This window comes from Peribacillus sp. Hz7, from assembly GCF_042136355.1.
GTDB lineage: Bacteria > Bacillota > Bacilli > Bacillales > DSM-1321 > Peribacillus > Peribacillus asahii_A.
Map to the genome: position 1 here is coordinate 82638 of NZ_JBHHJV010000006.1, position 23278 is coordinate 105915.

The 23278-nt window shown below is 37.6% G+C and carries 22 protein-coding genes; 14 read left to right on the plus strand and 8 right to left on the minus strand.

Going from position 1 to position 23278, the window contains the following annotated elements:
* Nucleotides 1-317: 317 nt before the first annotated feature.
* Entirely contained in the window at nucleotides 318-836 is a 519-nt protein-coding gene (locus tag ACE199_RS10650; protein ID WP_375349726.1) for a hypothetical protein, read from the plus strand.
* A 30-nt stretch (nucleotides 837-866) separates the two neighbouring features.
* Here the strand turns inward: ACE199_RS10650 and ACE199_RS10655 are convergent, their stop codons facing one another.
* The gene (locus tag ACE199_RS10655) at nucleotides 867-1394 is read right to left on the minus strand and encodes a GNAT family N-acetyltransferase (protein WP_252289924.1); all 528 of its coding nucleotides are present in this window, start codon (nucleotides 1392-1394) and stop codon (nucleotides 867-869) included.
* A gap of 221 nt (nucleotides 1395-1615) precedes the next feature.
* On the opposite strand from ACE199_RS10655, the gene ACE199_RS10660 reads away from it, so the two are divergent.
* Complete coding sequence (locus ACE199_RS10660; RefSeq protein WP_375349727.1) at nucleotides 1616-2044, plus strand: hypothetical protein; 429 nt, start codon at nucleotides 1616-1618, stop codon at nucleotides 2042-2044.
* Between the two features lie 128 nt (nucleotides 2045-2172).
* Entirely contained in the window at nucleotides 2173-3045 is an 873-nt protein-coding gene (locus ACE199_RS10665; protein WP_375349728.1) for a CvfB family protein, read from the plus strand.
* A gap of 387 nt (nucleotides 3046-3432) precedes the next feature.
* On the opposite strand, the gene cotJC is transcribed toward ACE199_RS10665, so the two are convergent.
* From cotJC to ACE199_RS10680, 3 genes are read right to left on the minus strand one after another with little or no spacing between them, the layout of a single operon-like run.
* A complete protein-coding gene (cotJC, locus tag ACE199_RS10670; protein ID WP_252289918.1) occupies nucleotides 3433-4002 on the minus strand; it encodes a spore coat protein CotJC in 570 nt (189 codons plus the stop codon).
* A 12-nt stretch (nucleotides 4003-4014) separates the two neighbouring features.
* Complete coding sequence (gene cotJB, locus ACE199_RS10675; protein WP_375349729.1) at nucleotides 4015-4278, minus strand: spore coat protein CotJB; 264 nt, start codon at nucleotides 4276-4278, stop codon at nucleotides 4015-4017.
* Nucleotides 4279-4518, minus strand: a complete 240-nt coding sequence (locus ACE199_RS10680; RefSeq protein ID WP_375349730.1) for a spore coat associated protein CotJA — start codon at nucleotides 4516-4518, stop codon at nucleotides 4279-4281.
* A gap of 153 nt (nucleotides 4519-4671) precedes the next feature.
* Here ACE199_RS10680 and recQ point away from each other — a divergent pair, with 153 nt between their 5' ends.
* The 3 genes from recQ (at nucleotide 4672) to ACE199_RS10695 (ending at nucleotide 7949) form a co-directional block, all read left to right on the plus strand.
* Nucleotides 4672-6792, plus strand: a complete 2121-nt coding sequence (recQ, locus tag ACE199_RS10685; protein ID WP_375349731.1) for a DNA helicase RecQ — start codon at nucleotides 4672-4674, stop codon at nucleotides 6790-6792.
* A 70-nt stretch (nucleotides 6793-6862) separates the two neighbouring features.
* A complete protein-coding gene (locus tag ACE199_RS10690) occupies nucleotides 6863-7069 on the plus strand; it encodes a cold-inducible protein YdjO-related protein (RefSeq protein WP_252289911.1) in 207 nt (68 codons plus the stop codon).
* 685 nt (nucleotides 7070-7754) lie between these two features.
* Entirely contained in the window at nucleotides 7755-7949 is a 195-nt protein-coding gene (locus ACE199_RS10695; RefSeq protein WP_375349732.1) for a cold-shock protein, read from the plus strand.
* Nucleotides 7950-7991: 42 nt separating this feature from the next.
* Here ACE199_RS10695 and ACE199_RS10700 read toward each other — a convergent pair whose 3' ends face one another.
* On the minus strand, nucleotides 7992-8900 hold the full coding sequence (locus ACE199_RS10700) for a YitT family protein (RefSeq protein ID WP_375349733.1): 909 nt from the start codon (nucleotides 8898-8900) through the stop codon (nucleotides 7992-7994).
* 240 nt (nucleotides 8901-9140) lie between these two features.
* Here ACE199_RS10700 and ACE199_RS10705 point away from each other — a divergent pair, with 240 nt between their 5' ends.
* From ACE199_RS10705 to ACE199_RS10730, 6 genes are all read left to right on the plus strand, one after another.
* Complete coding sequence (locus ACE199_RS10705; protein WP_375349734.1) at nucleotides 9141-11300, plus strand: PAS domain S-box protein; 2160 nt, start codon at nucleotides 9141-9143, stop codon at nucleotides 11298-11300.
* Nucleotides 11301-11612: 312 nt separating this feature from the next.
* Nucleotides 11613-12404 carry an SGNH/GDSL hydrolase family protein gene (locus tag ACE199_RS10710; RefSeq protein WP_375349735.1) on the plus strand — a complete coding sequence of 264 codons (792 nt, stop codon included), beginning with the start codon at nucleotides 11613-11615 and terminating at the stop codon, nucleotides 12402-12404.
* Nucleotides 12397-13314, plus strand: coding sequence for an ABC transporter ATP-binding protein (locus ACE199_RS10715; RefSeq protein ID WP_375349736.1), 918 nt, complete (start codon nucleotides 12397-12399; stop codon nucleotides 13312-13314). Before ACE199_RS10710 ends, ACE199_RS10715 begins: the two co-directional genes overlap by 8 nt.
* On the plus strand, nucleotides 13307-14287 hold the full coding sequence (locus ACE199_RS10720; RefSeq protein ID WP_375349737.1) for an ABC transporter permease: 981 nt from the start codon (nucleotides 13307-13309) through the stop codon (nucleotides 14285-14287). Before ACE199_RS10715 ends, ACE199_RS10720 begins: the two co-directional genes overlap by 8 nt.
* A 391-nt stretch (nucleotides 14288-14678) precedes the next feature.
* Complete coding sequence (gene tnpB, locus ACE199_RS10725; RefSeq protein ID WP_375349738.1) at nucleotides 14679-15851, plus strand: IS200/IS605 family element RNA-guided endonuclease TnpB; 1173 nt, start codon at nucleotides 14679-14681, stop codon at nucleotides 15849-15851.
* A gap of 245 nt (nucleotides 15852-16096) precedes the next feature.
* The gene (locus tag ACE199_RS10730; protein WP_375349739.1) at nucleotides 16097-16528 is read left to right on the plus strand and encodes a CBS domain-containing protein; all 432 of its coding nucleotides are present in this window, start codon (nucleotides 16097-16099) and stop codon (nucleotides 16526-16528) included.
* 25 nt (nucleotides 16529-16553) lie between these two features.
* Here the strand turns inward: ACE199_RS10730 and ACE199_RS10735 are convergent, their stop codons facing one another.
* The 3 genes from ACE199_RS10735 to ACE199_RS10745 all read right to left on the minus strand — a co-directional run bounded on the left by ACE199_RS10735 (nucleotide 16554) and on the right by ACE199_RS10745 (nucleotide 19622).
* Nucleotides 16554-18533, minus strand: coding sequence for a S9 family peptidase (locus ACE199_RS10735; protein ID WP_375349740.1), 1980 nt, complete (start codon nucleotides 18531-18533; stop codon nucleotides 16554-16556).
* 139 nt (nucleotides 18534-18672) lie between these two features.
* Nucleotides 18673-18999 carry a DUF2680 domain-containing protein gene (locus ACE199_RS10740; RefSeq protein ID WP_375349741.1) on the minus strand — a complete coding sequence of 109 codons (327 nt, stop codon included), beginning with the start codon at nucleotides 18997-18999 and terminating at the stop codon, nucleotides 18673-18675.
* A gap of 296 nt (nucleotides 19000-19295) precedes the next feature.
* Nucleotides 19296-19622 carry a winged helix-turn-helix transcriptional regulator gene (locus ACE199_RS10745; RefSeq protein ID WP_119118657.1) on the minus strand — a complete coding sequence of 109 codons (327 nt, stop codon included), beginning with the start codon at nucleotides 19620-19622 and terminating at the stop codon, nucleotides 19296-19298.
* A gap of 235 nt (nucleotides 19623-19857) precedes the next feature.
* Between ACE199_RS10745 and ACE199_RS10750 the strand changes: the two genes are divergently transcribed.
* On the plus strand, nucleotides 19858-20934 hold the full coding sequence (locus ACE199_RS10750; protein WP_375349742.1) for a nitric oxide synthase oxygenase: 1077 nt from the start codon (nucleotides 19858-19860) through the stop codon (nucleotides 20932-20934).
* A gap of 123 nt (nucleotides 20935-21057) precedes the next feature.
* Nucleotides 21058-23160, plus strand: a complete 2103-nt coding sequence (locus tag ACE199_RS10755; RefSeq protein ID WP_375349743.1) for a YhgE/Pip family protein — start codon at nucleotides 21058-21060, stop codon at nucleotides 23158-23160.
* Nucleotides 23161-23278: the final 118 nt, after the last annotated feature.

Here is a 23278-nt window from a genome sequence, read left to right on the forward strand (position 1 = left end):
TACTAATTATTCAAGGGCTATTGTTCTTACACTCCTTGAGGTAGAGGCATCTCTGTTGATTTTTTGATAAATCATCTTAGGAGAAGTTTATAGACTCTATAGGGAGTGAGGAATGATAAAAAACTTCTTTTGAAATTCATAGGATAAAAGGACTAAAAAAAGAGAAAAGTAGGTTATTTTTCAATTTTTATGAAACTTTTTGATAGGTTTATTCGTTTAACTAGTAGGTACCGTTAACTAAAATGGTTCATCACCATTTAACAGTGTTCTATAGCTAAATACTATAAAAGCAGTTTGAAAGGAGGGAAGTGTAGGAAGTGCCGATAAAATATATAATTGTTCTCATATATGCTTGTTTTTTTTTAGTTTCCTGTTCAACTCCTATTTCACCATCCACTCAAGAAGATAAAGAATTAGCGATGATTGAAGAAAAATTGTCTTTGAAGGCGAAAATATTTGAATTAGAAGAGCAAATTCGTTGTATGCAAGAAGAGGAAGATATCGCTTATTTAGTAGATGGAGAGATCTATCGTTTCTTATTGGCTGTACAAGATCAAAATATTAATGAAGTAGAAAAGCGGGTTACTGAAGAAGTGGAAGTACAGTCTACACATATTACTTTTGAAAATGGTGCCTCTCTTTTTTACCGGAATTTTAATGAAGAAAATCGAATTCAGTATTTACGATTGCGCAAATATAACCTTCATGAGAATACAGGCAGTTTTCTTTACGAATTCTACCAGGGGAATAAAGAAAGTCAAATGGTTTTAGTATCTATTGATGTGGTGAAGGAAGAGAAAAGCTGGAGAATTAGGCATGTGACAAAGGAGGTTTAATAGGTGTAAAGGGAGTTGGATAGCCTCCCTTTACAATGTTACTTCTCTCATTAAATCATGAATATTTTCCCATGCATAAGCTACTTGAATTAGTTCTTTTCCATAGATAGAAATCGGTTTTGACGCAATAAGTTTTCCGCCCATTGAGGTATAAAAAGCGCGATTTACATTCTCTTCTAATGCCCAGATGACGACATTTTTATACTCCTTTGTAATTAAAATATCAAGAATGGGCTTGATAAGCTGTTTACCAATACCTTGTCGTTGATACTCCTTCAAAATATAAATCGCGTAAATTTCCCCTTGATAAACAGGGTCTCTCGTTTGCTCAGTTCCACCAGCAGCAAAGCCGATAATTTCTCCATTGGTATTTTCCGCTACAAAGATTGCAGAATGGATGGTCTTTAAATTTCTTCTCCAATGCTTTGTCCGGCTCTCAATCGTTAATGAGTTTAAATAATCATCGGGAATAATGCCTGCATATGTAGAGCGCCAAGTTTCAACATGAACATGGGCAATGCCGGTTACATCTTCTTCCGTAGCTTTTCTAATGTTCAAAAAATCACTTCCGTTTTTTGTTTAGTTACAAATATGATGGTGCTGATTTTTAGGCTTCCCTCCTGTTTATGGAGCTTTTATCCACCATATTATTTAACATAACCTTAATTATATTAAACCGTATACAAACATGTCACCTTCTATGTTTTTTAAACTGTACATAAGTGGTACACTAGTATACTGTTTAAGATTATAAAGTAAAAAATATAGAGGAGTTTTTTATGAATATTCACTTGAAAAGAGAACAATATGAAACATTACTTAAGCTTGTTCAATATGGATATTGGGTAGCTTCTTCTGACCAGGGGACGAATGAGGCTCAAGCGTTTGGTGAAATGGAACAGTATATATTGTCACTGGCAAAAGACTTTAGTTTTGACGGTGTTGAATGGGATGAAGAGTATAACTTATATGATGTGGCAGCAACGTGTAAAAATGGCATACAACAGGTAATTGATCAGTATGAAGAGATGGTGTTTAAAGATAAATTAGCGTATTATCTTGCACGCCGGGACTTGGCTCGGGAAATGACAGAGCATGTATACGATGAGGAACGAGCGTTTGAGCGCATTGTTGAACTAGAAGAAGACTATCACCTTCATTTAGAGAAGCATGGAGTTAATCACCTGCAAATCGATAAAACTAAATGAGATGAGTAAAAAAGGCTCTGTATACTAGCCCTGTACATGGAGTGTAAAAAGTGATAGATTCAACTATGTTGAAAAATACATATCAGGGTACAATGATAAGTAAAGGAACGCACAGGAGGAAATCATACATGCAAATGATTGAGGTCGGTAAGGCCGTTGAATTAGAAGTTGATCGCGAAACGGAATTTGGCTATTTTTTAACAGATGGCACAGATGATGTATTGCTTCATAATAGTGAAATAACAGAAGGGACAGAACTAGAAATTGGGCAGGAAGTAACCGTTTTTATTTACTTGGATAAGCAAGGTCGTTTAACTTCAACAATGAAGATTCCAAGTATTCAGGTTGGTACATATGGCTGGGCGGAAGTAGTGAATGTTAGAAGAGAGTTAGGCGTATTTGTCAATATTGGTCTATCTAAGGACATTTTAGTATCATTAGATGATTTACCAAATTTACAGCATCTATGGCCAGCAGTGGGCGACCGTTTATATGTTTCTTTAAAAACAGATCGTCAAGAGCGTTTATTTGCTAAGTTAGCAACGGAAGATGTCATTCAGGAAATGGCGGTAAAGGCGCCGTTAAAAGGTGTACGTAATACGACGGTTAAGGGAAATGTGTATCGCTTATTAATGGTCGGTTCGTTCTTCGTTTCAGAAGAAGGCTATCGTTGCTTTGTGCATGAAAGTGAGCGGAAGCAAGAGCCTCGATTAGGAGAATTTGTAGAAGGCCGCGTCATTGATAGCAAAGAAGATGGCACATTAAATGTGTCGTTAATGCCATTTAAACAAGATAAAATGGTGGAGGATGCAGAGGTCATTTTCCGTTACTTAATGAATCGTGGCGGCGCGATGCCATATGGGGATAAAACGCAGCCAGAAGACGTTCAATTTCATTTTGGGTTGAGCAAAGGAGCGTTTAAACGCGCATTAGGAAAGTTGATGAAAGAAGGAAAAGTTTATCAAGAGGACGGTTGGACTTATTCGTCTGATCGAAAATAAAACATATACATTGAAACAGGCCATGAATTTTTTAGAATTCATGGCTTTGCTCGTTTTTCTTATGACTTATTTGAAATCTTGTAAAGGTACGTTTAAAATCGGATACTTGCTCCGATTGGTATCTTCAGAATACCATCGCGCACTGTTAATCGTGAAAAGCTATGTTTTTTTATTATATTTGGTAAGTCATTTACATTTTTCTTTGCCGTTTTGTCTATTCTTTAGTTTATCTTAACATTATTATGTAAACTGATGTAGCCTTGATTAATCAACACTATTCATTAACACAGTCAAAAAAGTAAATAGGAGGAGGCGAATCGCCCCAACCTATATAACTTCTTCACTATACATTTCGAGTAAACATAAATGCATATTATATATACCTTATTAAAAAATCTTTTTCTTGCTTTGTTCTTCTTTTAAAATTTCAACAGCTTCTCGGAAACGCATGGAGTGGATAATTTCTCGTTCGCGTAAAAAACGTAATGAATCGTTAACATCTGGGTCATCGGAAATGTCAATTAGCCATTGATAGGTGGCCCTTGCTTTTTCTTCGGCTGCGATGTCTTCATATAAATCGGCAATTGGATCTCCCTTTGCTTGAATGTATGTCGCTGTCCACGGATTTCCGGCAGCATTTTCATAAAAAAGAGCACCATCATGATTCACATACCGCTCAGCGAGGCCAGCTGCCCGCATTTGCTGCGGCGTGGCGTCTTTTGTTAATTTATAAACCATCGTTGCAATCATTTCGAGATGCGCAAATTCCTCTGTTCCAATGTCTGTAAGTAATCCGATTACTTTATCTGGAATCGTGTATCGTTGATTTAAATAACGGAGAGCAGCAGCAAGTTCACCGTCTGCACCTCCATATTGTTCAATGAGATATTTCGCGAGCTTTGGGTTACAAGTGCTGACTTTCACAGGATATTGTAATTTTTTTTCGTAAATCCACATATTTGTCCCTCCTTACACCTGCCATGGCCATGGGCCGAATCCCCAGTCCCATTGTTGACCAACTGGGCTATTTCCATATTGTAATAACGGACCATATCTTGGCTCAAAGATGGCTTTTAATTGTCTAGAATACTCCGAGTATTGATTGAATTGCGTTAATGCATTTTGATCATCTGGGTGTGTATCTAAGTACAGGGTTAATTCAACGAGAACAAAGTCGGCGGCTTGGATTTGCTCCAACAGTTGATAGTATTCTGCATCTAGTTTCTTATTCATTTAAGAATCCCTCTCTCGATATGGGTTTTCATAATAATCATAAAAAACTTTCCAAAGTGTGCCGCTCCTTAATGCTTCTTGTGGAGAAAATTGTTCAAGGTTTGGTGGTTGAAAGGTCATATATATGTTAATAGGAGTTCGATAAAATTTATTGCCGATAGGTGGACATGGGTCAAATGGACTGTGAAAAGGTTGCCACGCTTTGACCTGTGTAAATGGTTGTTCATGATGTTGACTCATATAAAGTCCCTCCTTCACAGAAAGATTCTGCCTATACAAAAGTATGCACATTCGATCTGTTTATGCTTAAATCGGTAAAACAGTTAATAGTTCACGTTATGAAAGAAGACATGTACAATATAGCTATGAATCAGCAATGAGGAGGGCTTTTTATTGATTATGAAAGCACGTGAGTATTTACAACATTATTTTGGATATGAGTCGTTTCGAAGTGGGCAGGAAGCGATTATTGAACGGGTGCTTGCAGGAAAAAATACAGCAGGAATTATGCCGACTGGTGGAGGAAAGTCGATTTGTTATCAAATTCCAGCTCTTTTGTTTCCAGGCATAACACTTGTTATTTCGCCTCTCATTTCTTTAATGAAAGATCAGGTGGATGCACTTGTACATAATGGAATTGAAGCGACGTATTTAAACAGCTCGATTTCTGCTAGTGAAGCATATACGCGAATGAACGATATTAAGCAAGGAAAATATAAGCTGGTTTATATTGCTCCTGAGCGTCTAGATCATTCCGCTTTTCAACAAGAATGGCAGCATATGAATCTATCCTTAGTAGCTATTGATGAGGCTCATTGTATTTCGCAGTGGGGACATGATTTTCGGCCAAGCTATTTAAAAATTAAAACCCTTTTAAAAGAGCTGCCATCGAAACCAATTGTGCTTGCTTTAACAGCAACAGCTACACCGGAAGTAACAGCAGACATTTGTCAGTCGCTTGGAATTGATAATGAAACGACGATTTCTACAGGGTTTGCTCGGGATAATTTGTTTTTTTCGGTTGTGAAAGAGGAGAATCGTGATCAATTTCTCATGCGTTATATAGAAAAAAATAAGCAAGAATCAGGTATCATCTATGCGGCAACAAGAAAAGATGTTGATTTGCTTTATCAGCGGTTACAAAAAGCAGGCATCCAAGTTGGACGTTATCATGCGGGAATGAATGAAGGAGAACGCTCTTTCATGCAGGATCAATTTATTCAGGATGACCTATCGGTGATGGTCGCAACGTCTGCATTCGGAATGGGGATTGATAAATCGAATGTCCGATATGTGATTCATTATCAAACTCCTAAAAACATGGAAAGTTATTATCAAGAAGCGGGACGTGCTGGACGAGATGGATTAGATAGTGAGTGTATTCTCTTATATTCTCCGCAAGATATGCAAGTGCAGCGTTTTTTAATTGAACAATCTCACCCAGATTCCGAACGAAAAGAAGAAGAGTTAAAGAAATTAAATAAAATGAAAGATTATAGTTTTACCGAAGGCTGTTTACAAGCTTTTATTTTACGCTATTTTGGCGATGCAAATCCTGAAGATTGCGGTCATTGTGAGAATTGTACAGATCAACGTCATTCGATGGATGTAACAACGGAAGCTCAAATGGTACTATCTTGTATGATTCGTATGGGGGAACGTTTTGGAAAAACATTAATTAGTCAAGTGTTAACAGGCTCTCGTAATAAGAAAATTGAAGAGTTTGGTTTTGGGCGTTTATCAACCTATGGTATTATGAAGCATCAAACAGCGAAGGAAGTAGCGGACTTTATTGACTTTCTTACCGCTAAGCAATATATCGAAATGACAGGTGGGCAGTATCCGGTATTAAAAGTAACGCATAGTGGGAAAGAAGTTTTAATGGGTCAGAAGCAAGTGTATCGTAAGGAAAGAAAGCAAGTTGCTGCCCTTACAATGGATAATGTCTTGTTTGAACAACTACGTCATGTGCGTAAAGAATTGGCGAGTGCTGAAAATGTTGCACCATTTATCATTTTTTCAGATGTAACGTTAAAGGATATGGCGGCTAAATTACCGCAAACGAAGGAGCAACTCCTTGATGTGAAAGGAGTCGGGCAACAAAAGCTTGAACGATACGGTCAAGCTTTTATGGAGAGTATTCAAGCATATGTCGCTGAGCACCCCGAGGCAGCACATATACCTCAACCGAAGGAGAAATCACGAAAAAATGGAGGAATACCAACGCATCTTGAAAGTTATCAATTGTATCGTGAAGGAAAAGCGATAAAGGACATTGCGACAGCTCGCAGTTTATCAATTGTGACGATTGAAAGTCATATTATCAAGTGTGCTGAAGAAGGTTTGGAAATAGACTGGAATCAAATTTTTTCAGAAGCGGCATATCAACAAATTATTGAAACAGCCAATCGGCTCGGGGCAGACAAGCTTAAGCCGTTAAAAGAAGCGTTACCTGAGGAAACATCCTATTTTATGATTAAAGCAGCCCTTGTAAAAGCGAGGATAGAAGAGTAATTAAATTTTTTTCAGTTCATAAATAAGTTATAAACGTAATGCGTATACTATGGAAAAGAGGAGGTTGCCCATGTATTTTGCTAAAAGAAATTCAGAGGAGCCCGAAATAGTTATTGAAAACACCGTTGTATACGCATGTGAATCAACTAGTTGTAATGGGTGGATGAGGAAGGACTTTGCTTCTGAAAATTATGTATGCCCAATGTGTGGCAGTCAGTTAATTGAAGAAGTACGAGAACTGCCGAAAATCCAGACAGACTTTACTTCATTTAAGTAAGGGGTGAGTTGCTCACCTCTTTATTTTTTTGTAATTCTTTACATATAGAAAAAAATGTGTTATTATTAAAATTCAGTGATTTAAATGATAAATCGCTAGAGAGTAATTTTTTATAAGGCACTGTTAATGTATTGATTGACGTAACTTTTAGCTTAGCGTGTACACAATTGCTGTTTCACACATAACTGCATGAAAGAAACTAACAATCAATCGCCTCATAATAACATAGCCTTTTATAAAGCAGCATTTTTATTAAATTATGCTCGTGAGTTGAGTATAAGCATGAAAGATTAATCAATTGATTTCTCCACATTTATTTAGCCTTCAAGATTTTCTACAACCTTTTTATGTGTAAATTTCATTTTCCATTATTATGAGAGATTTTGTGAATAAAGATGTGCTTTGTGTCCTAGAACTTGATTCTCACAGGCGCGGTTTTGGAGCCGTATGGATGAGAGAGAGGCAGGGCTTTCATTGTTTCAGGTTTGGGCAAAAATTACGCTCGTGTATAAAGTAGCTTAATAGGAAATGCTTTGTTTATATACCGATTGGGGATTTTATCCAAATAGTTGAGCTGTAATATGATATAATAGAATTAGATTTCTTGTTCATACTAACGGGTTCTCGTATCTCGTTCCACTTGAATGAAAAATAGTTTTTCAAAGAATCTAAGGAGTGAGATATATTGTATAGACGAAATAATGCAGAAGAAGTTGTCCCCGAAGAAACGAAAGTATGGGAATGTGTAGCTGATGATTGTAAAGGGTGGATTCGTGATAACTTTACAAGCAGCGATAATCAAAAGTGTCCGTTATGTGGTAGTGAAATGAAGGCCGGAACACGCATGCTGCAAGCGATTAATAATCCAAGAAACTATTAAGTGGAAAAAAGAGCAAATGCTGTTTTAAGCATTTGCTCTTTTTTAATGAATATTTTTTTTCTTAAAGCGGCCGCCGCGTACTTCAGCAATATCCCCAACGGCTAGAAAGGCAGAGGAATCGTATTCTTTTACGATATCTTTTAACTTAGCTTCTTCAAGACGGTTAATGACACAGAAGATGACTTTCTTATCATCCCCAGAGTAAGCTCCTTCACCAGTTAAATATGTAACGCCGCGGCCGAGTCGATGGAGAATTGCATCGCCAATGTCATGAAAGTTGTCACTGATAATCCAAACGAATTTCGATTCATCAAGTCCTGCAATCACGACATCCATTGTTTTATAAGCGACGAAGTAAGCAAGAATAGAGTACATAGCACGATCCCAGGAAAAGACAAAACCAGCACTGCCTAAAATGAAGATGTTGAAAAACATGACGATTTCCCCAACGGAAAAGGGCAATTTTTTACTGGCTAAAATCGCCATAATTTCTGTACCGTCGAGAGAGCCGCCATATCGAATAACAATCCCGATTCCAACACCAAGAATCATACCTCCGAAAATTGAAGCGAGCAGAATGTCTTGCGTAAAGGCAGAAACAGGATGCAATAAGCTTGTTGAGATAGAAAGAATGATAATTCCATAAAGGGTGGAAATAGCGAAGGTTTTACCAATTTGTTTATAGCCGACGAAAAAGAAAGGCAGGTTTAAAAGAAAGATAAATATCCCTAATTTCCAACCTGTCGTGTAAGATAACATAATCGAAATTCCAGTAATACCTCCATCGATTACATTATTCGGTACTAAAAAGATTTCAAGACCGATACTCATTAAGATGGCGCCTAGTGTAATAAGCAAAGCACGTTGGATAATTTGGCGCATTGTTAAGCGTTTATGCTGCGTTTTTTTTTGGACAGCTTCCGCTGTGTGATAGCTTATGATGTCTGACATATACCTGTCCCACTCCTTTTTCTATAAATATACTTATTGTTAATTATAAACGTAGAGAGATTTGTAAATAAAGGACTTTACATCATAAATGTGAATTTTTTTGTTGATATTCCTTATTTTGGGTCGAAGATGGGAGAAAAGGAATATTATAAAATGAAATAAAAACAAAAAAAGTTTTTAATATCGTCACTTTTTCCATTACAATATAAGAAAATAGATGTAGAAAGGTAATATGAAATAATGGACGGACTTATTGTATCACCTAATTCAGTTATTTTTATTACCGCGGTAATGTTGACTTTTATTTCGACATATACAGCGATTGAGCTATTACTGATGATGCGGACAACGAAAGGGCATATGAAGCGCTTCTTATATATAGGCAGCAGCTTTGCGTTAGGAATCGCGATTTGGACACTTAATTTCTTTAATAGTTTAATTGGCGGTGACAATCGTATCGTTTCAATGAACGTAGCTATTAGTGTTTTAGCTTTTGTGCTTGGAACGGCTTTAGCAGCAATGGGTTTCTTAAGTTTATCTAAAAAAAAGCTGCTTCTTTCCCAGTTGTTAATGGCCAGCTTTTTGCTCTCTATGGCTGTATTTTCTAGTTATATTATTGGAATGTATGCCCTGCAACATTCATTTGCGTATAATGTAGTCTTACTCGGTATACCATTTGCTATTCTTTTTTGTTTATTTGTTGTGGCCCTTCTTATTTTATTTTATCCAAGCAGATTTAATCGAGGGAATACGTACTTTTTGAAGTTGGTTAGTACGTTGGTCATGACGGGGGCGATTACCCAAGGGCATTTTCTGCTGCTAAGCGCGTTCCCTGTTAATCACGCAATCGGCAGTATTAATGAACTCTTGAATGAGATGCCCTTTATTATGTATTTACTCTTTTTTGTTTCGCTTCTTGTATTATCCGGCTTGATTACGTCTAGTACGATTATTAATCGTCGTTTAGCAAAAAGTGATAATTATGTAAAGGATATTCGCTTTGCGCTCGATCAATCTTCCATTGTCGCGATTACCGACCCACAAGGTATTATTACGTATGTAAATGATAAGTTTGTTGAGATTTCAAAGTACAGTGAAGAAGAGTTGGTTGGGCAGAGTCATTCAATTATTAACTCGGGATATCATCCAAAAGAGTTTTTCGGGAATTTATGGGGCACTATTAAGCAAGGACGCACATGGAGCGGGGAAATATGCAATAAAGACAAATATGGTAACTTTTATTGGGTCCATACGACGATTGTGCCTTTTATGGAGCATGGAAAGCCATATCAATTTATTTCGATTCGTTCGGATATTACGCGTCGCAAGCAAGCAGAACAGGATTTGAAAACATCGATTCGCGAATTACAAGATATTTATAATGCACTTAATCATTCTTCTATTGTCATGATTACGGATAAAGCAGGGAAAATCGTTCAAGTGAATGACCAATTCATCGCTATTTCTGGATATACAGCAGAGGAATTAATCGGCTGTTCACATTCAATCTTGCAATCGGATTATTATACAAAAGCATTATTAAAAGAAATCGACGAAACGGTTTGGGCAGGCAAAGTATGGAAAGGAGAATTGCGCAATCTAGCGAAAGATGGCCGGGAGTATTGGGTAGATGCGACCATTGTTCCATATCGTTCTGAAGCAGGAAAACCGACGTACTTCTTATCTATTCTTCATGATATTACCGAACGGAAGAAATCAGAAGAGCTATTACATCAACAAGATAAATTAGCCGCCGTCGGCCAATTAGCGGCAGGCGTGGCCCATGAAATTCGTAATCCACTCACATCGATGAAGGGGTATACAGAGTTTTTACAATTGGATGAAAAAGACCCAACAAGGCTCGAATATTTGGATATTATCTTAGATGAAATTGATCGTGTAAATCAAATTGTTGAGGAGTTTCTTGTGCTTGCGAAGCCGCAGTCTGTTAAGTTAGAAACAAAAAATATTGTTCCAATCATTCAAAATGTTTTATCCTTAATGGAATTTGATGCGAGGAAGAAAAAGGTCAATTTTTATTTTGAAAACATGTATGATTGCATTTTCGTTCGTTGTGATGAAAATCGTTTGAAGCAAGTGTTTTTAAACTTTGTGAAAAATGGAATTGAGGCCATGCCTAATGGCGGTCATATTAAAGTGACAACAGAGCTTAAAGAAGGCGAAGTACAAATTTCTTTTGAAGATACTGGTGTCGGCATTCCGCCCGATCGTTTGAAAAAGCTAGGCGAACCATTTTATACGACTAAGGAAGCCGGAAATGGCTTAGGGTTAATGGTGAGCTTTAAAATCATTGAAAGTCATCAAGGGCGTATAGTCGTTGAAAGTGAAGTAAATAAAGGAACCGCTTTTAATATTTTATTACCGTTAGAAACGGCATAGGGGTTTGGTCAAATTATGATGTGTGAGTAGGGATGATATAGATGAATACATTTCATTGTTGCGCAACATGTGAACACTTTCGCAGCGAGAGAGTTGATGATAAGATGCGTTATTATTGTTCAAGACTTCGTTATGAAACGCATCCAAAATATCAATTTAATTGTTGGTCTCCGACAGAGGTCGTTCAAAAATTGATGAAAAAAAGAAATCAAGAGAGATAAAGACAGAAGAAATTTTCTTCCTGTCTTTTTTTTTGTCTTTTTATAGAGATGTGTTTTAATGGAAACATTAGAATGTTTTGGAGGGATGAAGGTGAGCAGATGGAGGGTAAGAATCGTCACGGTTTTCTCGGCGCTGCTCGGTCTGTTGTGGATGGGCTGTCTTAGCTGGGCAATCGTTGATTATTATCATGGAGAAGCTTCTGGTGTTGAAGATCTATCCGCACAACCGGTTGAAAAGCGTCCAGATGAGTTTACTGTTGTTGCTTTAGGAGATTCATTAACACGGGGAACAGGTGATGAAACAGGAAAAGGATATGTAGGCACTGTGACTGAAGAGCTTGAAAAGAAATTCGATCATCCTATTACGGTGCAAAATCTTGGGATTAAAGGATTAGTATCTGCTCAATTAGCAGAACAAGTACAAGAACGAGAAGTGGAACGGCAGCTTCAACGAGCAGATGCGATTTTAGTAACCATAGGGGGCAATGATTTATTTCAAAAAGGAGAGACGTTGCTAAATCTAGATTCAACAACGATTTCTAAATTACAGAAAAATTATTTAGTACATTTAGATGAGATTTTATCGACAATTCGTCAGAATAACAGTTCAGCTCAACTTTTTATGCTTGGTTTATATAATCCGTTTATTGAATTGGATGAAAATGGGGAGATGAATGCCATTGTACGGCAATGGAATAATGAGACAGCTGAGGTGTTAGCGAAATATGAAGACATGGTGTTTGTGCCAACCTTTGACTTGTTCCAATTATCGGTTAATGAGTATTTATATTCGGACAAGTTTCACCCAAATAGTGCTGGATACCGCTTAATGGCTGAACGAATTGCCCCATTAATTGAATGGGAGGCAAAGGACGATGAGTAATGTGACATTAGAAGTAAACTCTGTAAAAAAGACAATTAGAAAACGAGAAATTATTAAAGATATTAGTTTCACTGTTAAAAAAGGAGAAGTTTTTGGATTTTTAGGGCCAAATGGTGCAGGTAAAACAACGACCATTCGAATGCTCGTTGGACTAATTAAACCAACAGCAGGTTCCATTCGTATTTGTGGCTATGATGTGAAAAAAGATTATAAGAAGGCCATGCAGCATTTAGGCTGTATTGTTGAAAATCCTGAACTATATCCTTTTCTGAGTGGCTGGAATAACTTACTTCATTTTGCGAGAATGCTGCCGAATGTAGGGGAAGAGCGAATGATGGAAGTGGTCAAGTTAGTTGGGCTAGAGCAAAGAATTCATGATACGGTGAAAACGTATTCTCTTGGTATGCGCCAACGACTTGGAATTGCCCAAGCGATGTTAAATCGTCCAAAGTTATTAATTTTAGATGAGCCAACAAATGGTCTTGACCCAGCAGGAATTCGCGAAATGAGACAGTTTATTCGTATGCTGGCAGAAGAGGAAGGAATGAGTGTGCTCGTTTCTTCTCATTTATTAAGTGAAATTCAATTGCTCTGTGACCGCGTAGCGATTATTACGAAAGGCGAAATTGTGAAGGTAGGTACAGTTAGTGATTTATTAAGTGTACAAGAGCGGATGAATTGGCGTGTTGAGCCGCTAGAACTTGGAAAAGAAGTATTACGTTCATTAACAGAGGTAATGGAAACAGAGGATGGTTATGTACTGACAAGTTTTGATGAAGAGGAAACACCGAAATGGAATAAAGCACTCGTAAAGCATGGTGTGAAAATACTTGAAATGAACAGAAGACTTCCGACGTTGGAGGATTTATTTTTAGAGCTTACAGACGGAGGAGGTGCAGGTATTGATTAACTTAATTCAAAACGAAATGATGAAGCTGTTGGCAAAGAAAAGGCTGCTTATTATTGGCGTAATTGTCGCTGTATTAGTCGTTCTGTTTACATATGCCCAATATAAACAAGCCGAAGAACAAAGAGAGAAGCTTGGGACAGATGATTGGCGTACAGCTGTACAGCAGCAAATTATCGATATTCAAAATCGTTTAAGTTCTAGTCGGATGTTAGATGAGTGGAGAGAACAGCTGCAGGTAACGGTTAAACAGCAGCAATATTATCTTGATCATAATATTAATCCATCTGAACCTGGAGCGGCTACATTTACGAGAATGTTTATCGAAAATGCGAGTTCTTTATTCATTCCTTTGTTGGTCATGATTGTAGCGAGTGATTTAGTCTCATCTGAAAGTAGTCAAGGAACGATTAAGCTATTGTTAACAAGGCCTGTGCCGCGTTGGAAAATATTAATGAGTAAATATATTACGTTACTGCTATCGATTTCCATAATTGTGGCGATGACAGGAGTTTTAGCATATGCGTTATCGGGTGTCGTTTTCGGTTATCATGGTTGGAATGCCCCGATTATTACCGGATTTACAGTGGAAGCTGGAAATGTAGATACAAGCGGTGTTCGTTTAATTAGCCAATGGCAGCTATTATTGATGGATTTTGGATTAGTTTGGTATATCGCTGTTGTCGTTGGTACGCTTGCGTTTATGTTATCTGTATTGATACGCAGTACTCCTGCAGGGATGGGAATTATGCTGGCAGCTCTTATTTCGGGGGCCATTCTGAACAATATGGTATCGTCTTGGGAGTCTGCTAAATATTTTTTTATGGTCAATTTACAGCTCACTAATTATTTAAGTGGAGTCGCTCCACCGATTGAAGGAATGACGCTTCTATCGTCTGTGCTTATTCTCTTTGTGTGGTGGCTGGCGGCGTTAATCGTTTCATTTATCGTATTTATTCGAAAAGATGTATATTAGACAATTTCATTCCACACTTAACGGGCAGTAAGCCCCACCTCAAGTATGAGGAATTAAAGAAGATAGATGGGGGATAAAGGGAAAACAACTTCTGGAAGCCTGGCTTTATTCTTTATCAAAAAAATAGGCGAGAATACCCCTTCCTCAAGGAATGTGAAGGGTGATAGCCCGATGAGTAGGGAGGGGATGAATCGCCTTCTGATTGGGATGGCTTACTTGCAATCTCGATTGTCCGACTGTTGGTTGAATCATAGGAAAATGACGATGATAGGAGGACCATCCCTTTTGTCCTTTTGATTAGTGACTATTTCACAAAAAAAGGGAATGTATGTTTGTACCCTTAGGTTTGTATATGGTATAATAAGGTAAATAGCGGAGGAGGTGCCTAACCATGTTCATCCATAAAGCCTTTAAGTTTCGCTTATACCCTAATCAGAAACAAAGGGAACTCATCCATAAGACGATCGGTTGTTCAAGATTTGTCTTTAATCTCTTTCTTGGTAAACAGAAAGAAAAAGACGCTTACTGGTCTATTACAGAAGAAATGAAGCAGAATGGTCAACTTTCCTCAAATAATTGGAAAGGGGACTATTTGAATAAATATGAAACCATCAAAGAACTCCCAGAATTAAAGAAACAGTATTCTTTTTTGAAAGAAGTGGATAGTATCGCTTTGCAAAAATCAGTTGAACACTTAGCGGATGCTTATAGTCGATATTACAAAAAACAGAATAAGCTACCGCGTTTTAAATCCAAAAAGAATCCTGTCCAATCTTACGTTACGAAGCATACGAATGGAAATATCGCTGTTATAGACGACCAGATCAAGTTGCCAAAGCTAGGTCTTGTTCGTTTTGCCAAAAGTCGTGAAGTACACGGTCGTATTTTGAGTGCGACGATTAGACGGAATCCATCGGGGAAATATTTTGTTTCTCTAACGACCAAAGTAGAAGGAACAGAATTACCAAAAACAAATTCGGCTGTTGGTATCGATGTCGGCCTAAAAGATTTTGCGATTCTGTCAGATGGAACCATCTATTCAAACCCAAAGTTTTTCCGTTCTTTGGAGGAAAAATTGGTGAAAGCACAACGGATCTTATCGAGAAGACAAGAAAGAGCGCTTCAACAAAAGAAGCCACTAGATGAAGCAAAAAATTATCAAAAACAACGAAAAAAAGTGGCGCGTATTCACGAAAAAATCGTGAACGCACGAACAGACTACCTTCAAAAAATATCTACCGAAATCATCAAAAGCCACGATGTGATCGGAATAGAAGATTTAAAGGTAGCGAATATGAGGAAGAATCACCATCTGGCAAAAGCGATCAGTGAAGCATCTTGGTCACAATTCCGTACCATGCTCGAATATAAAGCGGAATGGTATGGGAAAACCGTCATTGCTGTCCATCCTGCACGTACCTCACAGCGTTGTCATGCTTGCGGCCATATAGAAAAAGCCAATCGTCCATCGCAAGCTGAATTTGTGTGTCAAAAATGCGGTCACACAGACAACGCGGATGTGAACGCATCTAAAAATATAAAAGAATTAGCGTTAGCTGTCTAACTAGATTCTTTTTTTGCAGGAGACTTGCTAGGTTAGTCGTTTGGACTGCTAACTGTCGGTGCGACAGGGATCGCCTACTCCATTAAGGTTCGATAGAATCTTGTACGTAGGAATCCCCCTCCTCAACGAAACGTAGTGGAGTAGGTGGGGGTAGTTCAAAGAGGTTGCTTTCATTTTCCACGTGTATGAGACTGTAGCATGGATAATAATAAATTTGTACCAACTACAGAAGTGGAGGAATTCTCATGCAAACAGTAAGAGATATTATGACAACGAATGTGGATTGTTGTACGACATTAGATAATATTTATGAAGCGGCGCTAAAAATGAAACAGGATAATGTGGGGATGATTCCTGTTTTGGAGAATGATAAGTTAGTCGGCGTTATTACTGACCGTGATATTGTTATTCGCTGTGTCGCTGAAAAGAAACCCAATTCAACAAAAATTACTGATGTGATTTCCACACGTCTAGTAACAGGCACACCAGATATGTCCATTGATGATATTGAAGAGTTAATGGCAACCGAACAAATTCGTCGTGTTCCAATTATTGAGAATAATCGACTAGTTGGTATTGTTGCACTTGGGGATTTAGCTGTTCGTAAAGAATCGGATCAAAGAGCGGGCATAGCCTTAAGTTCCATTTCGGAACAGCATAATCAAGTTCAGCATTAACAAAAGAAACCTCTGTTAGCGAGTGCTAACAGAGGTTTCTTATATGTTTATTAAACCAATTTTTAATCTCTTGAAGGTGCTGCAAGCGCATATTTGGTGAGCCGCTACGTGTAATTTCATGTGTTTCATCTGGAAAAATAACGAGAGTAGTTTCTTTCTTTTGTCGTTTTAAGGCAATAAATAGTTGTTCGCTTTGTTCCAGCGGGCAACGTAAATCTTTTTCACCATGTAATAAAAGTAACGGTGTGTTTATATTAGCGGCATACTTTAATGGTGAATGATTCCATAGCTTCTCTGGTGTTTGAAAAATATCGCCTTCGAGTTGCCATTCCGTAAAATAATAGCCAATATCACTTACCCCGTAAAAGCTAAACCAGTTGGAAATGGAACGTTGGCTGACAGCTGCTTTAAAACGATTTGTATGGCCAACAATCCAGTTTGTCATGAAACCGCCATAGCTGCCGCCACTAACTCCTAGTCTATTGTGGTCTATAAAGTCGTAGGTGTTAGTCACATAATCAACAGCAGACATTAAATCTTCGTAATCCATACCGCCATAATCACCACGACAAGCGTTTACAAATTGTTGACCGTAACCGACACTGCCGCGTGGATTTGTATACAAGACTGCATATCCTTCGTTTGCTAATGTTTGAAATTCATGCATGTAGCTGTTCCCGTACATTAAATGCGGTCCACCATGAATTTCTAAAATAAGGGGATAGTTTTTTCCTTCTTCGTAACATAGAGGCTTTATAAGCCAACCGTGAAGATCTAAGCCATCTTTCGCTTTCCAGCTAATTGCTTCGGCTTCAGCTAATGATTTGTTCTCTATAAAGCCTGTATTTACAAAGGAGATTTGCTCTTGTTGCCCGGTCATTAAATTAAAATAATACAGTTCTCCAGGATTTGTAGGGGTACTGATTGCTACAACGGCTTGATGGTGATTTGAATCAATAGAAAGCCCGTAAATATGTTGATTTTCTAAGATAGATGGATACATAGCGCCTTCAATGGAGCCATAGTATACTCCTGTGTTTCCATGATCACTCATTAAAAAATAAAACCCTGCACTGTCATTCGTCCAAAGAATACCCGGGTCGACAGCGCCCATTTGAAAATCGGTAATACAAGAATTCCCCAATTCTACATCCCAGCCTTCCGTTAAGCAAGAAGTAGTTTGCTTGTTTATGTCATATAGCCAGATTTTAGCTAATGTAGCATTGAGAAATTCTCGCTTATGACCAAGAAAAGAGAGATATTCACCGTTAGGAGACCATTTGGGGTCATAAAAAAATCCAGCTCCATTTGTAATGTTGACTGATTTCTTTGTTGAAATATCCATAGTGAAAATATCAGAAATAAAATCGTATTCGCCTTGTTCTATCGTTTTACTAACGTATGTAATATGCTTTCCATCTGGAGACCATGCACTTGGAGAATAATGTTGTCGTCCTTTTGTCAAAAATTCGATTTCTTCTGTCATCACATTAACAACAGCTAGATGTTTATACAGCCCGTTAAAATACCCTTGCCCTTCTGATTTATATTGAATGCGTTCAAATCGAAGTGCCGTTTTCTTTTCTTCATTTCTGTACTCCTCTTGGTCACTAGCTGGACAACTAGTTGAAAATAAAAGCTTTGTTGAGCAGGGAGACCAAATGGGCTGAGATACTTCAGATCTTAAGTTGGTTATTTGCTTTGCTTCTCCTCCCGTGAAACTCATTACATATAATTGGTTACTTCCTGATTGGTTAGAGATGAAGCTTATATATTTTCCGTCTGGAGACCAACGAGGGCTAGAATGTCTGTTTTGTCCAGTTGTCCATTGTTTCGTTTCTTTTGTAAGGACATTATATAAATAGAGATCAGATATGTATTTCTCGGTTTCTCGATCAATGCTCGTTTGAACATACATGACTAGATGTCCATCAGGAGAAAGTTGAGGGTCTGTTACGGATTGTAAGTGAAATAAGTCTTCAGCAGTCATACCTTGTGTGTTCATTTTTATCATCCTTTCCATTGAACTAGAATATACTATTCGTTATGTACTGTCGAATTCCTTGTTGGAATAAAGTGAAACGTATTATACAGCTTGTTAAGTGAAGGATGAAAAAATCCGACCGTTGTCTGGTCGGATTTTTTTAATGATGATGAGGTTTATGGTGCATATGGTGAGGTGGATATTGAAAGCCTCGTTCTTCAATCATTTCATATCGTTTCTCTAAATGTTCGATTATTTTATCAGCTTGTTCTTGCTTGAGAGCGCCATATTCTACGTATTTATTCAACAGTTCTTTTTTGTCTGTCAAAATCTTTTGATGCAGTTTGCTTAGTTCTGATTTTTGCTCTTTGGTAAAGGTGACTTCTGGTGTTTTATTCTCGGTTTGTTTCTCTTGTGAATATGCCTGGGCCATAGGAGATAGAGAAAGTAGTATGCAGGTTAATCCCAATATAAGTAGTTTTTTCATAGTGGCTGTCTCCTTTTTATAAATGAATTACGATACACATGTTTATTATTTGTATAACTGGTTTGTTTATACAAAACTATACTTCATGTAGAGCAGTTTGCTTTTTCCTAATCAGGAGATGCTATCCATATATAACAGAGGAGAAGTGAAGGTGGTTTTTAAAATAAGGTTCTGTTAAATCAACAATACTGATTTACATAGCCTAAAATCATTTTAAAAGAAGATAGATAGGGCCCTTCTGTTATAAAAGGGCCCTACGTTTCATCTTATAATTTGGAGCTAATCCGTATCAGCTCTTACGATTCTTCTTCTACTGATTTAATCCAGTCTGATGACCATTGTTGAATTTCATTAATGACAGGTGCTAATGCAAGCCCTTTTTCTGTTAATGAATATTCAATTCGAACTGGTGTTTCAGGATAGACGTCTCTTTTTACAATGCCTTCTTGTTCTAAGTCTTTTAAACGCTCCGAGAGAATTCGACCACTAATTGGGAAGGCGGCTTCAATTCTGCAAAACCGTTGAGGGCCATTCAGTAATTGGTGGACGATTAATCCTGTCCATCGTTTGCTTAAAATTTGCATCCCTTTTTCAAATCGAGGACAAATCGTTGTATTATTCATAAAATCACCCCCTCCATACTATTATAAATCATTTACGGTTTATGTAACAACTTTACATATTAAAATAAAGTTACTTCATATACGGTGTTAATAAAAGGTTTGTTACTTATATTAAGTAAGTTTTGTGTCAAATTTCACAAAATGTATAAAGTAGCGAAGAGAATCGAGGGAAAAGATAGTACAAAATATGATACCTTATTAGAAAGAGCATATAATTTTGGAAGGAATTGAATAAATGAACCTTATATTTCAAGAGGCAGAAGCGTTCATCCGTAGCAGTTATTTAGAAATGGGGAAGACGGAGGATGAAATCAATAGCCGAATCATGGATATCCAAAAAGAAATAGAAGAAACACATACGTATCAGCATTCATTAGAGGAGCTTGAAATAGGAGCGAAACAAGCATGGCGGAATAGTAATCGCTGCATTGGCCGATTATTTTGGGATTCGCTTCGTGTGATTGATCAGCGTCATCTTCGAGATGAAGAGCAAATTAATGAGGCGTTGCGTCATCATATCGAATTTGCTACAAATGATGGTGCCATTATTCCGACGATTACAATTTTTAAGCCGGCAGATGAACAATTCTCGATTCGCTTATGGAACCATCAATTGCTTCGCTATGCAGGCTATGAGACAGAACACGGGATTGTTGGTGACCCGGCTTCTGTTGAATTTACGAAGATCTGTCAGGAGCTCGGTTGGAAAGGGAGTTTGGGGTCTTTTGATATATTACCACAGGTTATTCAAGTGAATAGGCAACAGCCAACATGGTTTGAAACACCTGCTTCCATTGTAAAGGAAGTACCGGTTCATCACCCCGATTTTGAATGGTTTAGTGAACTAAATCTAAAGTGGTATGCCGTTCCTATTATATCAGATATGTGTTTAGAGATTGGGGGAATTAAGTATTCGGCGGCACCATTTAACGGCTGGTATATGGGAACGGAAATTGGAGCGCGAAATTTTGCGGATGAGGGTCGCTATAATATGTTACCGCGAATTGGAAAAAGGATGGGGCTCGATATTAAACGTGATGCAACACTTTGGAAAGATCGCGCGCTGGTTGAATTAAATGTGGCTGTGCTGCATTCCTTTAAAGAAGCGGGCGTAAGTATAGTGGATCATCATAATGCAGCCAAGCAATTTAAACATTTTGAAGAAAAAGAAACAGCATGTGGACGGAATACAACAGGAGATTGGACATGGCTAATTCCACCTGTTTCGCCTGCAACCACTCATATCTTTCATAGGCCATATCGCAATCAAAAGGTAAAGCCTAATTTCTTTTATCAAAAAAAGCCTTATTAAACAATATAGCAGCTAAACATAAAAATCATTAGGTTAATACTCGGCCTAGTGATTTTTTTTATGTATAGAAGCTGGTTGGGGCTCTAATAATACCTGTATTGAAATGAAAATAGGTGATGAAAGATGAAAGCCATTATACGTATCTTTCAAGATGATTTACGAAGTATATATACAAATTGGGCAGTCCTTATCGTAGTATTTGGGCTGTTATTTTTACCTGGTTTGTATGCTTGGTTTAACATTAAAGCTTCGTGGGATCCTTATAGACATACGGAGATGATTCCAATTGCGTTTGTAAATAAGGATCGAGGAGTCATCTTTCAAGATAAAGAGATAAATATGGGAAAAAGAATGACTGATGCTCTCAGAAAGGATCGGTCGCTTGGTTGGAAGTTTACAAACGAAGCGGAAGCGAAGCAAAAGGTGAAACTAGGCGAATATTATGCTTGTGTCATCATTCCAGAAAATTTTTCTGAACAAATTACGACTGTGTTAACGGATGAGCCTGTTAGGCCCAAAATTATTTATTATGTGAATGAGAAAAGCAATGCGATTGTTCCAAAAATCACGACTAAAGGTGCGAGTAGTATTGTAGAACAAGTAAGTAAAAACATTGTGAAAACGTCGAGCGCAATGATGTTAACGATGCTTAATGAAGCAGGAGTTGAGCTTGAGCGAGAGCTGCCAACCATTCAAAAGATGAAGCAGATGGTGTATTGGCTAGAGGATGCATTTCCTGAAATAGAACGTCTTACAGAACAGGCAGTAATGGATGTGGAGAAAGTAGAGAAACGCATTGACTCGACCAATGCGAGCATTAATAAAATCGAACAAGTCGCCGCCAATGGGGAAGCGCTATATGTAGGGATAGAGAATTATATCTCGATAACGAGCAAAGCCTTACAAGCTCTCGGCCCTAATCTAAAACAAAATATAGAAGATCTGCTGCAGCAGGAAATGAATCTATCTGCCGTGATGGAAACGCTAGACTTGACCAATGAAGACGCCGTACAACATACGCTTAATAGAGTATCTAGTACTAGGAATGTAGTTGTTGCGATTCAAAACATGCTTGACCATCTAAATGCAGTAGCTGGAACAAACTTATTTGAAACAGAACGAAATACGTTAGAAAGAGTGCTAGTTAATCAAAACAAGCAGGTTGAGGGGTTACAGCAACGTAATCTATCGGTTCTAGAGCTTCAACAATTAGCCGAAGCAAACGTGAGTGAATGGAAAGGTTTACAAGAGAAATTTGCTTCAGAAACGAATCCAAAGCTAGCCAAAGTTGTTGAGCAGGCAAGGACGATTATGGATGAATTTGAGGTGTTAAGCAAGCAAGGGAAAAATAGATTGAATGAAGTACAAGCGGTACTTCAGCATGCAAAACAGCTTGCTGCTACTGGTGGTAAAGACCTTTCTTCTTTTCAAACCCGATTGCCAGAATTAAAACGAAATATTTCGGAAATAGCGAATCAAATGCGGGCATTTGAAAAAAATCATGATTTACATAAGATGATTGCTTTACTACGAAACGATGTAAAAAAAGAAAGTGATTTTTTTGCGGAACCTGTATTATTAACTGAACATAAACTATTTCCAATACCTAATTATGGTTCAGCGATGTCACCATTTTTTACAACATTAGCTCTTTGGTTTGCAGGTCTTGTACTCGTTTCTATTTTTGCAGTCGACATTCGGGATTCTGAAAAATATAGACCTTATCAAATTTACATTGGACGCTATTTGACTTTTTTTTGCATAGGTATTTTGCAGTCGGTGATTATTTCCATCGGTAATATAATGTTCCTTCACACATATGTAGTTGAAAAACTATGGTTCTTTTTGTTTGCAGCTTTCATTGCTACGGTTTTTGGCATGCTGATTTATACATTAGTGTCCATCTTCCATAATATTGGGAAAGCTTTTTGTGTGATTTTACTTGTGTTACAAATTTCAGCGTCAGGTGGCACATTTCCTGTTCAAGTGACTCCACCATTTTTTCAATTTATAAATCCATACTTGCCGTTTACGTACGCGATTAGTTTATTGAGAGAGGCTGTAGGGGGAATGATTTGGAGCATTGTGAAAATAGATTTGTTTATTTTATTTTTATGTTTTAGTATAACGTTTTTAGTTGGTGTTGTGTTGAGAAATCCATTATTACAAAAAACGGCGATATTTCGGCGGAAATTAGTGCAAAGTCGTATGATGGAACATGAATAACGGGCAAACAATCAGCCAGTAGTTGGTTGTTTTGGAATGAATGTACGAATTCACGGTTGTGCTTTAAAAGTATTAGCATTAAGATAGAAGAAACAAGAAGAAAGGGATGATACGATGG